The organism is Streptomyces sp. 1222.5 (assembly GCF_900105245.1).
Lineage (GTDB): Bacteria > Actinomycetota > Actinomycetes > Streptomycetales > Streptomycetaceae > Streptomyces > Streptomyces albidocamelliae.
Window position 1 is genome coordinate 3,817,265 of the sequence record NZ_FNSZ01000001.1, and the last position, 13,808, is coordinate 3,831,072.

The 13,808-nt window shown below is 72.4% G+C and carries 13 protein-coding genes and 1 tRNA gene; 3 read left to right on the plus strand and 11 right to left on the minus strand.

Annotated features, from left to right (window positions below):
* Positions 1-36 precede the first annotated feature (36 nt).
* Positions 37-642 (minus strand): TetR/AcrR family transcriptional regulator, encoded by a 606-nt coding sequence (locus BLW57_RS17020; protein ID WP_093475550.1) that lies wholly within the window; start codon positions 640-642, stop codon positions 37-39.
* Positions 643-844: 202 nt separating this feature from the next.
* Between BLW57_RS17020 and BLW57_RS17025 the strand changes: the two genes are divergently transcribed.
* Positions 845-4,141 (plus strand): S41 family peptidase, encoded by a 3,297-nt coding sequence (locus BLW57_RS17025; RefSeq protein ID WP_093475552.1) that lies wholly within the window; start codon positions 845-847, stop codon positions 4,139-4,141.
* Positions 4,142-4,305: 164 nt separating this feature from the next.
* Here the strand turns inward: BLW57_RS17025 and BLW57_RS17030 are convergent, their stop codons facing one another.
* The 4 genes from BLW57_RS17030 to BLW57_RS17045 form a co-directional block, all read right to left on the minus strand.
* Positions 4,306-4,578, minus strand: a complete 273-nt coding sequence (locus BLW57_RS17030) for a hypothetical protein (protein WP_093475553.1) — start codon at positions 4,576-4,578, stop codon at positions 4,306-4,308.
* Between the two features lie 94 nt (positions 4,579-4,672).
* The gene (locus BLW57_RS17035; protein WP_093475555.1) at positions 4,673-5,557 is read right to left on the minus strand and encodes an SDR family oxidoreductase; all 885 of its coding nucleotides are present in this window, start codon (positions 5,555-5,557) and stop codon (positions 4,673-4,675) included.
* Complete coding sequence (locus BLW57_RS17040) at positions 5,554-6,507, minus strand: alpha/beta fold hydrolase (protein WP_093475556.1); 954 nt, start codon at positions 6,505-6,507, stop codon at positions 5,554-5,556. Before BLW57_RS17040 ends, BLW57_RS17035 begins: the two co-directional genes overlap by 4 nt.
* The gene (locus tag BLW57_RS17045; RefSeq protein ID WP_093475557.1) at positions 6,504-8,081 is read right to left on the minus strand and encodes a flavin-containing monooxygenase; all 1,578 of its coding nucleotides are present in this window, start codon (positions 8,079-8,081) and stop codon (positions 6,504-6,506) included. Before BLW57_RS17045 ends, BLW57_RS17040 begins: the two co-directional genes overlap by 4 nt.
* Before the next feature lie 189 nt (positions 8,082-8,270).
* Here BLW57_RS17045 and BLW57_RS17050 point away from each other — a divergent pair, with 189 nt between their 5' ends.
* Positions 8,271-8,900 carry a MerR family transcriptional regulator gene (locus BLW57_RS17050; protein ID WP_093475558.1) on the plus strand — a complete coding sequence of 210 codons (630 nt, stop codon included), beginning with the start codon at positions 8,271-8,273 and terminating at the stop codon, positions 8,898-8,900.
* A 15-nt stretch (positions 8,901-8,915) separates the two neighbouring features.
* On the opposite strand, the gene BLW57_RS17055 is transcribed toward BLW57_RS17050, so the two are convergent.
* On the minus strand, positions 8,916-9,710 hold the full coding sequence (locus BLW57_RS17055) for an exodeoxyribonuclease III (RefSeq protein ID WP_256339823.1): 795 nt from the start codon (positions 9,708-9,710) through the stop codon (positions 8,916-8,918).
* A gap of 90 nt (positions 9,711-9,800) precedes the next feature.
* Between BLW57_RS17055 and BLW57_RS17060 the strand changes: the two genes are divergently transcribed.
* Positions 9,801-10,277: a GNAT family N-acetyltransferase gene (locus tag BLW57_RS17060; protein WP_093475561.1), complete on the plus strand. Its 477-nt coding sequence runs from the start codon at positions 9,801-9,803 to the stop codon at positions 10,275-10,277.
* Positions 10,278-10,421: 144 nt separating this feature from the next.
* Here BLW57_RS17060 and BLW57_RS17065 read toward each other — a convergent pair.
* The 5 genes from BLW57_RS17065 to moaC all read right to left on the minus strand — a co-directional run bounded on the left by BLW57_RS17065 (position 10,422) and on the right by moaC (position 13,705).
* Positions 10,422-10,495: transfer RNA gene (locus tag BLW57_RS17065), tRNA-Ala, on the minus strand.
* An 85-nt stretch (positions 10,496-10,580) separates the two neighbouring features.
* Positions 10,581-11,819: a divisome protein SepX/GlpR gene (gene glpR, locus BLW57_RS17070; RefSeq protein WP_176985613.1), complete on the minus strand. Its 1,239-nt coding sequence runs from the start codon at positions 11,817-11,819 to the stop codon at positions 10,581-10,583.
* 208 nt (positions 11,820-12,027) lie between these two features.
* Entirely contained in the window at positions 12,028-12,711 is a 684-nt protein-coding gene (locus BLW57_RS17075) for a GNAT family N-acetyltransferase (RefSeq protein ID WP_256339501.1), read from the minus strand.
* A 17-nt stretch (positions 12,712-12,728) separates the two neighbouring features.
* Complete coding sequence (locus BLW57_RS17080) at positions 12,729-13,229, minus strand: MogA/MoaB family molybdenum cofactor biosynthesis protein (RefSeq protein ID WP_093475562.1); 501 nt, start codon at positions 13,227-13,229, stop codon at positions 12,729-12,731.
* Entirely contained in the window at positions 13,226-13,705 is a 480-nt protein-coding gene (gene moaC / locus BLW57_RS17085) for a cyclic pyranopterin monophosphate synthase MoaC (protein WP_093475564.1), read from the minus strand. The genes BLW57_RS17080 and moaC overlap by 4 nt, the downstream gene beginning before the upstream one ends.
* Positions 13,706-13,808 lie beyond the last annotated feature (103 nt).

Here is a 13,808-nt window from a genome sequence, read left to right on the forward strand (position 1 = left end):
ATCAGGCGGACCGGCGGACCGGGGTGGTCCGGCCGGTCAGGTGGTGCGAGCGCCGAGGGCGGGGAGGACCACGGCGTCGATGTACGAGAGGAGGAAGGACTGCGTCGGCGGCTGCTCGTCGATCATCGTGCGGGCGGCGAACCCACCGATCATCATGTGCATCACGAAGTCGATCGCCGGGTTGTCCGCGCGGACTTCGCCCCGGTCGATCGCGCGCTGGAGCACACGGTGGAACTCCGCCATCTCCGGCTCGATGAGGTGTTCCCGGAACGCCTTCAGGAGGTCCGGGTTGGAGTGGGTCGCCATGGCCAGGCCCCGCATCAGCGCGGAGTTCTGTTCCATCTCGCAGTCGTCCGCACGCATGGTGAGCGCGTGCAGATCGCCCTTGAGCGACCCGGTGTCGATGTCGTCGGCGGAGCCGCCGGGCTTGCTGTGCCGCACCGCCTTCGCCACCAGCTCGGCCTTGCCGCCCCACTGGCGGTAGAGCGTGGCCTTGCTCGATCGCGTACGGGCGGCCACGGCGTCCATGGTGAGGGCGTCGTAGCCGACTTCCCGGAGCAGGTCGAGCACGGCCTCGTACAACTCGGCCTCGCGCTCGGGCGTGATCCGACTGCGACGCGCCGTTGCGACGACCTCGGTCATGCCTGTCACCTTCCCGCTCCGGAGCCTGACGGCTTCTCGCTTCGTACGACTCCGAAGATACCCCTCCCACAAGCGAAACGAAACCGTTTCGTACGTGTGGTGGGTCACGCCCACCGGAAACCCCCGAACCGGGCCCGTGCGAAGCGCCCAAACCCCCTGTCCACGAGTTGCCCGGGCCCTTTGCCCGGAAAAGCATGGGGAGGTGAGCTATCTGCGCTTTCCCCACATCAACGGCGACCTGCTGTGCTTCGTGTCCGAGGACGACCTCTGGCTGGCCCCCCTGGACTCCCCGGGCCGCGCCTGGCGGCTCACCGCGGACCGCACGAAGTCCGGTCACCCCCGCTTCTCACCCGACGGCAGCCGGATCGCCTTCACGACGTGGCGCAGCCTGGTCCCGGAGATCCACCTCGTCGCCGTGGACGGCGGTCCCTCACGGCAGCTGACGTACTGGGGCAGCGTCGACACACAGGTCTGTGGCTGGACACCCGAGGACGACGAGGGCCACACCGACATCCTGGCCGTCGCCTCCCACGGGGAGCCCTTCTCCTACTTCACCTGGGCCTACAAGGTGCCCACCGACGGCGACCCGGGCGGGCGCCTGCCCTGGGGCCCGGTCGCCGACATCCAGGTCGCCGACGTCGACGGCGAGCACCTGACCCTGCTGCTCACCGGCACGCCGCCGCACGAACCGGCCTCCTGGAAGCGCTACCGGGGCGGCGCGACGGGCCGCCTCTGGCTGCACGGACAGCGTCTCCTGCCGGACATCGGCGGCCACCTGGCAAGCCCCATGTTCGTCGCCGGCCGGATCGCCTTCCTCTCCGACCACGAAGGCGTCGGCAACCTCTACTCCTGCGCCCCGGACGGCACCGACCTGCGCCGCCACACCGACCACGACGCCTTCTACGCCCGCAACGCCGCGACCGACGGTACCCGGGTGGTCTACCAGTGCGCGGGCGACCTGTGGCTGGCGGACGACTTCTCCCCGGGCGGCACGCCGCACCGGCTCGACATCCGGCTCGCCGGAGCGGCCACCGGCCGCCGCCGCTACCAGGTGCCGGCCGCGCAGAACGTGGACGGCATCTCCGTCGACGAGACGGGGCGGGCCAGCGCCGTCGTCGTACGCGGCAGCCTGTACTGGCTCACCCACCGCGACGGCCCGGCCCGCACGATCACCGAGACGGCCGGCGTCCGGGTGCGGCTGCCGGAGATGCTGGGCTCCACCGGGCAGGTGGCCTGTGTGACCGACGCGGAGGGCGAGGACGCCGTCGAGATCGCCCGGCTCCCGCGCGCGTCCGGCGACCGCCCGACACGCCGGCTGGCCTCCGGCGAGCTGGGCCGGGTCCTGGAGCTGGTCTCCGACCCGCTCGGCGAGCGCCTGGCCATCGCCTCGCACGACGGACGCCTGCTCCTGCTGGATGTGCCGGAGGAGGCCGGGGACGAAGCGGGCGAGGGGACCGGGGAGGAAGCGGAGGCCGGTGCGGGCGGCACGGTCGTCGAGCTGATCCACTCCGGCAACGGGCCCGTGCGCGACCTGGCCTTCTCCCCCGACGGTTCCTGGCTCACCTGGTCCCACCCGGGCATCGGCCGCTCGCTGCGCATGATCAAGCTGGGCCGGATCAAGGACCGGCTCATCGTCGACGTGACGAACGGCCGCTTCGAGGACGAGAGTCCCGTCTTCACCCGGGACGGCCGCTACCTCGCCTTCCTCTCCTGGCGCGGCTTCGACCCCGTGTACGACGTCCACACCGGCGACCTGTCCTTCCCGCTCGGCTGCCGCCCCTACCTCGTCCCGCTGTCCTCGGCGACCCCGTCCCCCTTCGCCCTGAACCCGGAGGGCCGCCCGGCCGCCGGCGGCCTGGACCCGCTGGAGGAGGAGGAGACCGGTGAGGGCGGCACGGTCACCGTCGAGGTGGAGGGCCTGCCGAGCAGGGTCACGCCGTTCCCGGTCATCGCCTCCAAGTACTCCGCGCTGTACCCGGTCGCCGGCGGCGGACTCGTCTGGCTGCGCTGGCCGATCTCCGGCGCGCTCGGCGAGACCTTCGCCAGCCCCGACGACACCACCGGACGCCCGACCCTGGAGTACTTCAACATCACCAAGGCCAAGAAGTCCGAACTCGTAGGCCACCTGGACTGGTTCGCGGTCAGCGGCGACGGCACCCGGCTGGTCGTCGTCGACGAGGGCGACCTGCGGGCCGTGCCGTCGACCGAGCCCGGCGACGGCGACACGACCGTCTGGATCGACCTGCGCCGCATCCTGCACGAGGTCGATCCGGCCGCCGAGTGGCGGCAGTCGTACGCGGAGGCCGGTCGCCTCATCCGCGCCTACTACTGGGACCCGGGCATGTGCGGCATCGACTGGGACGCGGTGCTCGCCCAGTACCGGCCGCTGGTGGACCGCGTCGACTCCCCCGACGAGTTCGCCGACCTGATGCGCGAGGTCCTCGGCGAACTGGGCACCTCCCACGCCTACGTCACCGCCGCCCGCCGCAACGAGGGGCCGCCCCACTACCAGCGCTGGCAGGGCCTGCTCGGCGCCAACTTCGTCCGCCGCGACGGCCATTGGACGGTCAAGCGCATCCTGCCCGGCGAGTCCTCCGACTCCAAGGCACGCTCACCGCTGGCCGGCACGGGCATCCGCGAGGGCGCCGTCCTCACCCATGTCGACGGCCGCCCGGTCGACCCGGTCACCGGCCCCTACCCCCTGCTCGCGGGCTCGGGCGGTACGACCGTGGAACTGACGTTCACGCCGGCCGAAGGCGGGACCGCCCGCCCCCGACGGGTCGCCGTCGTCCCGCTCGTCGACGAACGCCCCCTGCGCTACCAGGACTGGGTGGCCAAACGCCGCGCGGTCGTGCGCGAGTTGAGCGGCGGCCGATGCGGCTACCTGCACATCCCCGACATGGGCGGCTCCGGCTGGGCACAGTTCAACCGCGACCTGCGCATGGAGGTGTCCCGGCCCGCGCTGATCGTGGACGTGCGCGGCAACGCGGGCGGCCACATCAGCGAGCTGGTCATCGAGAAGCTGACCCGCACGATCCTGGGCTGGGACCTGACCCGGAACGCCCAGCCGGTGTCCTACACCTCCAACGCGCCCCGTGGCCCGGTGGTCGCCCTCGCCGACGAGGCGACCTCCTCGGACGGCGACATGATCACCGCCGCCGTCAAACTCCTCGGGCTCGGCCCGGTCGTCGGCCAGCGCACCTGGGGCGGCGTGGTCGGCATGACGGGCCGGCACCGGCTCGGCGACGGCACGGTCATCACCGTGCCGATGAACGCGGCCTGGTTCGACGCCTACGGCTGGTCCGTGGAGAACCACGGCGTCGCCCCCGACCTGGAGGTCCTGCGCACCCCGCTGGACTGGGCCGAGGGCAGGCACGCCCAGCTCGACGACGCCGTCCGACTCGCCCTGGAACTCCTGGAGACCAACCCGCCGGCCGTCCCGCCCGACTACAGCGACGTCCCGGACCGCTCCCGCCCGAAACTCCCCCCGAGGCAGTAGGGGGCGCTCCGAAGGGACGCGGGGAACCGCGCGACAGGCCCCCACGGACCGGCACCCGCACAACACCCCCGCACCGCCTGCGCCCATGACCGCGGACATGGGCGCAGGGCACCCCTCACCAGGAGGGGTGCCCCACGTCGTACGGCCAAGGCCGAGCGCAGCGGCTACGCGTCGTAGTCGCGGTCGAAGCGGTCGTCCATCTCCCGCTCCGTCTCGTCGGTGTCGCGCATGTTCTGGCGACCACGCTCGGACTGCGGCTGCTGGCCACCGCGCTGCGGCTGGTGCTGGCCGCCACGCTCACCGCGCTGGGGCTGCTGGCCACCGCGCTGCGGCTGCTGCGTGCCGCGCTCGGCGCGCTCGCGGCCCTGGCCCGCCTTGTCCTTGGCCTGGTTCTGCCGCTCGTTGGCCTTGTCCTGCATCTGGTCCTTCATACCCATGTGGGTTCACTCCTGTGGTGAGTGAGGGTGGGGAGTCGGCCCCTCGGTGGGGCCTCGACCAGATTCACACGGGCGAACACGCAACGCATGTCGATCAGTTACGGTGCGTAGCGCGGGCTGCCTCGTCGGCCTCCCCACCTGCGCCGACGAGTCCCGAGCGCATCCCCTGGAGCCGGGGCGCGAACCGCTTCATCTCGCGCTGGCCGACGGTCCCGATGAGCGCCGGCAGGTAGCCGCGCACGCCCTGCATGCCCCGCAGCCACCACTGCCCGTACACGTGCGCCGAGCGCCGCTCGATACCCGCGACCAGCCGGTCCACGGCGGGGCCCAGCGGATAGGTCTTGTTCGACGGCCACGGCAGCCGCCGGCGCAGTTCACGCATGACGTCGTCCTGGTCGGCGCCGCGCACCATGTCGGTGTCGGTCCAGGACAGGTAGCCGACCCCGACCCGCACGCCCTGGTAGCCGACCTCGGCGCGCAGGCTGTGCGCGTACGCCTCCACACCCGACTTCGACGCGCAGTACGCCGTCATCATCGGCGCCGGGGTGATCGCGGCGAGGGAGGCGATCTGGAGCAGGTAGCCGCGGCTCTCGACGAGCACCGGCAGGAACGCGCGGGCGGTCACCGCCGAACCGATCAGGTTCACCTCGATCACGCGCCGCCACGCCTGCGGATCGGAGTCGACGAACGGACCGCCCGTCGCCACACCGGCGTTGGCGACCACGATGTCGACCTTGCCGAACCGCTCCTTCACCTCCCCCGCGACCCGGCTCATGGCCTCGTGGTCGGTGACGTCGGCGTACCAGTACGCGCTCTCGCTGTGCAGCCGTCCGGAGACCTCCTTGAGCGCCTCCTCCTCCAGCCCGACCAGTGCCACCTTCGCACCGCGCGCGGAGAGCTTGCGTGCCAGCAGCTCTCCGACGCCGCGCGCCGCTCCGGTGACGACCGCGACCTGCCCCTCGAGGCTAGCCCTGCTCATGCGCCCTCCTTGATCTGCTCAGGGGTGGAACCGTGCTCCGGGGCCGCCCCCTTGACGTACGTGGTGACGAGCTCCCGCATTCTGCCGCCGACCAGCTCGGGAGCCTCGATCGGAGTCATGTGGCCGACGCCGGGCAGATCGGTGAGACCGACGCAGTTCGGCAGCGCGGCGACCAGGGCGCGGGCGTGCACGGGAGGCGTGAGCCGGTCGGACGCGCCGTGCAGCACCGCGGTGGGCGCGTGCAACTCCCGTACGCCGTGGTCGAGATCGAGCGCCTCCAGGACGGCCGCCCAGGCGTGGCGCGCGGCCCGCGGGCAGGCGTGCACGATCCGCGCGCACGCCTCGACCATGTGCGGAGCCGAACCGGCGCCCATGGTCGCGTACTTGAGGATGCTCTTGGCGACCGGCGTGACCGGACCCAGCGGCGCGCGCGAACCGAGGACGCGCCCGGTCAGCCAGGTGCGGGCCCGCCCGGCGCGCCACGGCACCACGCGGGCCTCCGCGACCAACCGCGAACTGCCGGTGCTGCACAGCAGGACGGCGGCGGCGTGCTCCCGGAAGCGGGGGCGCGTGGCGGCGGCCATGACGGTCATGCCGCCCATGGAATGGCCGGCGATCAGGGCCTTCTCGCCGGGCGCGAGGGTCGCTTCGAGCACCGCTTCCAGGTCGTCGGCCAGCGCCTCGGTGGTGCAGGCGGGGCTCGCGGGACTGCGCCCGTGCCCCCGCTGGTCGTAAGTGATCACCCGGTGGTCGGCGGAGAGGTCCCGCACCTGCGCGGCCCAGAAGGCGGTGGAGCAGGTCCAGCCGTGCGCGAGGACGACCGCGGGGGCGTCGTCGGGTCCGTGCACCTCGACGTGCAGCCGCGCGCCGTCGGCGGAGACGACGGCGAGCGAACGGGAGGGGACGGGCGGGGCGTACGGACCGGAGGTCACGTGGGCGAGGCGGCTCATGCGGCGCTCTCGCTCTTCTCCGTGGCGGCCCGCGCCTTCTTCACGGATGCCGGCCGCTGTTCCTCGTCCGCCCTCTGCTTCCCGGCGGGCCTCTGCTTCCCGGCGGGTGTGCGCAGGACCTCGTACTCCGCGAGGTCCACCCGCCGGGTCGCGCGCCGGAACTCGGTGGTCGTACCCGGCCAGATGGTGGTGTTGCGGCCGCTCGGGTCCAGGTACCAGCTGGTGCAGCCGCCGGTGTTCCACACGGTCCGCTTCATGCGCTCCTGGACCTTGTCGTTCCAGGCGTCGACGGCGGCGGGCCGCGCGTCGAGGGCGGTACGGCCGCCGAGCACGTCGAGCTGGCGCAGGTAGTCGGCCATGTAGTTCAGCTGCGACTCGATCATGAGGATCATGGAGGAGTTCCCGAGGCCGGTGTTGGGCCCGATGATCGTCATCCAGTTCGGGAAGCCCGCGGCCGAGGCTCCGCGCAGCGCCTGCATGCCGCCCTTCCAGGACTCGGCGAGCGTGACACCGTCCGCGCCGAGAACCCGCTCGGCGATGGGCATGTCCGTGACGTGGAAGCCCGTACCGAAGACGATCGCGTCGACCTCGGTCTCGGTGCCGTCGGCCGCGACGACGGTCGAACCGCGGACCTCGGCGAGCCCGGACGCGACGACGTCCACGTTGGGCCGGGCGAGCGCCGGGTAGTACGTGTTGGACAGCAGGATCCGCTTGCAGCCGATGCGGTAGTCCGGGGTCAGCTTGGCGCGCAGGGCCGGGTCCTTGACGGCGCGGGCCATGTTCCGCTTGGCGAGGCGCTCGACGAGGCCGAGTTCCTCGGGGTGCTTGGTGAACGCCTGGACCTGCAGCTCCCTGATGCCCCACAGCACCCCGCGGCGCAGCTGGGTGGTGAAGGGGACCGCCCGGTGCAGCAGGCGCTCCGCGCCGGTGATGGGGCGGTCGAGGCGGGGCATCACCCAGGGCGGGGTGCGCTGGAAGAGGGTGAGCCGGCCGACCTGCGGCTGGATGGCCGGCACGATCTGGATCGCGGAGGCGCCGGTGCCCACCATGGCGACGCGCTTGCCGCGCAGGTCGTAGTCGTGGTCCCAGCGTGCGGAGTGGAAGACCTTGCCGGGGAAGGACTCAAGACCGGGGATGCCCGGGATCTTCGGGTCGGACAGCGGCCCGGTGGCGGAGACGACGACATCGGCGGTCAGGGTGCCGCGCGCGGTCTCGATCACCCAGCGCAGGTTCTCGGCGTCCCAGGTCATCAGCTCGACCTCGGAGCCGAGGCGCAGGTGCGGGCGCAGGCCGAAGAGGTCGGTGACGTGCTCCAGGTAGGCGCGGATGTGCCGCTGGCCGGAGAAGGTGCGCGGCCACTCGGGGTTGGGCGCGAACGAGAACGAGTACAGGTGGGAGGGCACGTCGCAGGCGCACCCGGGGTAGCTGTTGTCCCGCCAGGTGCCGCCGACCTCGTCGGCCCGCTCCAGGACGACGAAGTCGGTGATCCCCTCGCGGCGCAGCCGCACGGCGGCCCCCAGACCGCCGAAGCCGGACCCGATCACCGCCACCCGTACATGCTCGTGCTCGGTCATCCCGGAGCCTCCACGCATCACCTTGGACCCTGCCAGTGAACACTGGCGCAATGGGACTGTAGAGCAGCTCCGTACCGAGCGGTAGGGGGCGCGGGAAGGAAAGTTACCGGCGGTACAACATAGGCTTCGGGGGTGGCAGGAGACGCAGAACACCCGGCGGCACACCCTCAGGACCGGCGCGAGTACCGCATGGAGGAACTGGCCCGCCTGGCCGGCATCACCGTACGCACGCTGCGCTTCTACCGGGAGCGCAAGCTGCTCCCGGCACCCCGCCGCGAGGGCCGTATCGCCTGGTACGACGACCACCACCTGGCCCGTCTGCGCACCATCGCCGCCCTGCTGGAGCGCGGCCACACCCTGAACGGCATCGCGGAACTGGCCGAGGCCTTCGACCACGGCCGTGACGTCGCCGACCTCCTCGGCGTCGGCACCCCCACCGAGGAGGAACCGGTCCGCCTCACCCCCGAGGAACTCGCCGCCCGCTTCGAGGGCGAGGTCACCCCCGAGAACCTGGCCGCCGCCATGGACCTCGGCTATCTCGGCACCGACGGCGACGAGATCGTCCACATCAGCCGCCGGCTGCTGGACGTCTCCTCCGCGCTGGTCCGCGAGGGCATCCCGCTCGCCGACGTCCTCACGGCCGCCGCCCGCGTGCGTGAGCACGCCGACGCCCTGGCCGAACTCTTCGCCTCCCTGATCCTGCGCCACGCCCCCGAGGAGGACCTCCACCGGCTGCGTCCACTGGCCGGCAGCGTGGTGGAGGCGGAACTCTCCCTGGCCCTCGACCGCCGCATCACCAAAGGTACGGGCGCCGCCTGAGGGCGCGGGCCGCCCCTACAGGTCGTAGACGACTGTCACGGGCGCGTGGTCGGACCAACGCTCGGTGTGCGTGGCCGCCCGCTCGACGAAGCCCTTGACGGCCTTGCCGGCGAGGCCGGGCGTGGCCGCCTGGATGTCGATGCGCCACCCCGTGTCGTTGTCGAAGGCCCGCCCGCGGTACGACCACCAGGTGTACGGCCCCTCGACATCGGGGTGCAGGGTGCGGACGACGTCGACGTAGCCGCCGTCCTCGGGGGCGAACACCTGGTCGAGCCAGGCCCGTTCCTCCGGCAGGAAGCCGGAGCTCTTGGTGTTGCCGCGCCAGTTCTTGAGGTCGGCCCGCTGGTGGGCGATGTTCCAGTCGCCGCAGACGACGACCTCGCGCCCGTCGGCGGCGGCCCGCTCGCGCAGATCCTTGAGGTACGCGAGGAACTCGTCCATGAAGCGGACCTTCTCGTCCTGCCGCTCGGTGCCGACCTCACCGGAGGGCAGATACAGGGAGGCGACCGTCACACCGGGCAGGTCGGCCTCGACGTAGCGCCCGCTGTCGTCGAACTCGGCCGAGCCGAACCCGATCCGCACCCGGTCCGGCTCGCGCCGCGTGTACAGGGAGACGCCGGCACGGCCCTTGGCGGCGGCCGGGGCGTGGACGACGTGCCAGCCCTCGGGCTGCCCGACCCCCTCGGGGAGCTGGTGCTGCTCGGCCCGCACCTCCTGCAGGCAGACGACGTCCGCGGAGGTCTGGGCGAGCCACTCCACGAAGCCCTTCTTGGCGGCGGCTCGCAGCCCGTTCACGTTCACCGAGGTCACAGTCAGCACCCGGGCACGATACCGGCACACTGGTCGCAGTCCGCACCGTCCGAGGCCACCGGCCATCCGCATAGAAGTACGATATCCCGCATGAATATTCGCCCCGTTCGCTTCGATCACCCCGACGCCGTCAAGCTCAACGACGAGGTCCAGGCCGAGTACCACGTGCGCTACGGCGACGGCGGCGACGCCACACTCCTCGACCCCACGGACTTCGACCCGCCGCGGGGCGTGTATCTGATCGCGTACGACGAGTACGACCGCCCCGTGGCCACCGGTGGCTGGCGCAGCCAGGACACCAACGACGAGGGCAACGAGGACGGGGACGCCGAGCTCAAGCGGATGTTCGTGGTCGAGACGATGCGCGGCCGGGGCCTCGCCCGCCGCATGCTCGCGGCCCTGGAGGAGGACGCCCGCACGGCCGGCCGGGTCCGTATGGTCCTGGAGACCGGCAGCAAGCAGCCGGAGGCCCTCGCCCTGTACGCGTCCAGCGGGTACGAGCCGTGCGCCAAGTTCGGTTACTACCGCCACTACGACGAGAGCCGCTGCTTCGCGAAGACGCTCTGAGACGCTTTTCCTGTAACTCGGATCACATGGGGCCCGCTTGGAGCCACCAGGCCTTCCGGCGGGCCTGCCCTCTGCCCCGTCCCTGCCCCCGACATAAACGATGGAGCCCCAGCCGAAGTGAATCGGCTGGGGCTCCATGCTGCGTGGACCTGAGGGGATTTGAACCCCTGGCCCCCTCGATGCGAACGAGGTGCGCTACCGGACTGCGCCACAGGCCCTTGCAACGAGTGAAACTTTAGCATCCCGATCGGGCTGCTCGGAAATCCGCTCACGGACCGGTCGGAGCGGGAGTTTCCGCACGGCTCACTCGTTGGCGGCGCGCGGCCGGTCGCCGTCCTCGTACTGGTCGAAGAGCGGGGTGTGGCCGCGCTCGCGGGACCGGCGGGCGGAGGCCGCGCGGCGCGCGTCGCTGCGGCCGCCCGCGGGCTTGCCCGCGGACGCGGGCGCCGTCCCGTCCGCCGCCACCGCCTCCTGCGCCCGGCCCGTCTCCTGCTCCGGCAGGACGGGGCCGGAGCGCGCCGCGCTCCAGGTGTCGGGCGCGCCCAGGTCCACGTCGGAGGAGGCACGCGGCGCGACGGGCGCGGTCACGTACGTCGGCAGCGGGACCGGCACCGGGTCCCAGCTGTCCCCCTGGCCCGGACGCCGCTCGCGCTCGCGTTGCTGGTCGACCCACTCGGCGTGGTCGGTCTGCTCGACGAGGGCGCGCCGGTCAGCGGCGAGCGCGGAGAGACCGGTGTCCGTGTCGGTCGCCGGGGCCTCCTCCGGTTCGTCGGCGACGGGGGCGTCGAGCGGGGCGCGCCGCCGCGGCTGCCGCTCCCGCTCGCGCAGCCGCTGGGCCGCCGCCTCGGCGCTGCGGCGGTCCATCTGGTAGGCGAACCGCCGGCGCTCCTGGGAGCGCAGGTAGGCGATGTAGGCGCTGAGCAGGACGGCGGGCGCGGCGGGCGCCCACAGGAAGGCGAGTCCGCCGACGGCGGCCACGATCGCGCCGAGGGTGAAGGTGAGGAAGAGCATCACGGTGGTGCGCCGTCGGCGGGCGAGCACCTTCGTGCGCTGGGCGCGTGCGGCCGCCTCCTGCGCCGAGGGGGTTTGCCGCGCGGTCGGCACACGCTTCTGTGCGGGTACGGACGCGCCGACGTGCGCGGGTGCGCCCGAGGAGTGATGCGCGGGCACGGAGGCGGACCTGGGTGCCGGTGCGTCGTCGGGGCGGGGGGCCGGCTGCGTGCCGGACGGCGCCTCGGGCTCGGCCTCCCCCCGGGCCTGACGGCGGGTCGGAGGCACGGCGAAGGACCGGACGTCCACCGAGTCGGTGACCGCGTCCGGAACGCCGGCGTCGGACTCCCCCTCCTCGGTGGAGCGCGCCCGCAGGTCCTTGGCGTATCGGCGCTCCATGCCCGCCCGTCCGGACAGCAGCCGGATGGCGGTGCTGAAGCGTTCCGTCGGACGGGCCTCGTTCAGCTCGTCCTGCCTACGGAGCCACATCGGCACCAAGTAGGCGGCCCAGGCCCCGACAATGACTGCGTAGATGAGGCCGCTGCTGCTCACTCTCACACCGTAGAGGGGTTTGCACGGGGGCATCGGCCAATTGGGCCGGTGTGTCGCACGATCAGGCTGATATTTCCAGCTTTTTTCGCGACCGATGCGATCAGCGGACCACCAACGCCCGGAATTCAATGCGCCGAGACGGTCAACTCCCGACCAATTTCGAACATGTATTCAATTTCGCAGACGGGGCGGGATTCCCTGGTGTGTTCTACGGATTCCACGGCCCGCCGGGCGTGCCCGAGGTGTCCTGGGAGCCCGCCGGGCCCGTACCGCCGGCCCGGCGATCGGCGCGCTGCGCGTCCCGCGTGCGCTCCCGCCGCCAGCGTGCGAGCAGCCCTTCGGGCACCTCTTCCGCGGTGAGCGCGAAGACCATGTGGTCACGCCAGGCTCCGTCGATGTGCAGATAACGCGGCCGGATCCCTTCCTCGCGGAATCCGAGTTTCTCCACGACACGGCGGCTCGGCCGGTTCTCGGGGCGAATGCACACCTCGATGCGGTGCAGCCCGACGGCACGGAAACAGTGGTCCACCGCGAGCGCGACCGCCGTCGGCATCACGCCGCGTCCGGCCACCGCCTCGTCCACCCAGTAGCCGACGTGCCCCGAGCACATCGATCCCCAGGTGATCCCGGCGACCGTCAACTGGCCGACGAGCCGCCCCTGGTACTCGATGACGAAGGGCAGCATCCGGCCCGCGCCGGCCTCGGAGCGCAGGTGCCGGACCATCTGCCGGTAGGTGGGCCGGTGCGTGATCGGCCCGCTCGGCGTGGGCGGCGGGATGGTCGCCTCCCAGGGGCGCAGCCAGTCGCGGTTGCGCCGGTTCACCTCGCGCCAGGCCGCCTGGTCGCGCAGCTTTATGGGCCGGAGGACGACATCGCCGTCCCCCAGCACCACGGGCCAGGACGGGCTGTTCAGCTCGCACCCCCGCTCTCGGGTCTGGGGTGGTCGCCGCCGCGGATCTGGTCGACCGCGTGCGCCAGCAGCGGTTCCAGCACCGCGAGGCCGTCCTTCACCCCGCCCGTGGAGCCCGGCAGGTTGACGATCAGGGTCCGCCCGGCGACACCGGCCAGGCCCCGGGACAGCGCCGCCGTCGGCACCTTCTCCCGGCCGAAGGCGCGGATCGCCTCCGCGATGCCCGGGACCTCGTAGTCGATCACGGCACGGGTCGCCTCGGGCGTGCGGTCGGTCGGCGAGACGCCGGTGCCGCCGGTGGTGACGACCGCGTCGTACCCGGCGTCGACGGCCGCGCGCAGCGCCGCCTCGACGGGGTCGCCGTCGGGGACGACCTGCGGGCCCTCGACGGCGAAGCCGAGGCTCCGCAGGCCGTCGGCGACCAGCGGGCCGCCCCTGTCCTCGTAGACACCCGAGGCAGCCCGGTTGGAGGCGGTGATCACCAGAGCGCGCATGGTCATGCCCGGCTCCAGTCGCCCGACTTGCCGCCCGTCTTCTCCTCCACCCGCACGTCCGTGATGACCGCTCCCTTGTCGACCGCCTTGACCATGTCGATCACGGTGAGCGCGGCGACCGTCACGGCCGTGAGGGCCTCCATCTCGACGCCCGTCCGGTCCGTCGTTTTCACGGTGGCCTGGATCTCCACGGCGTCGTCCGCGACCGACAGATCCAGTTTCACACCGGACACCGACAACGGGTGGCACAGCGGGATCAGGTCGGGGGTGCGCTTGGCACCCATGATGCCCGCGATCCGCGCGGTGGCGAGGGCGTCACCCTTGGGGACCCCCTCGCCGCGCAGCAGCTCGACCACCCGCGGTGCGACGAGGACCCGCCCGCTGGCCCGGGCCGTGCGCGCGGTCACGTCCTTCCCCGATACGTCGACCATGCGAGCCGCGCCCGCCTCGTCGATGTGCGTCAGCCGTTCCTGCGTACTCATGGTGTGGCGCTCCTGGTCCGGGCCCGTCGCAGTGCGGTGCACGGGCCTGTTGTGCGCGACACGGTACCCCCACGGCGGGGCGCGCAGCGGACCAGGACCGGCC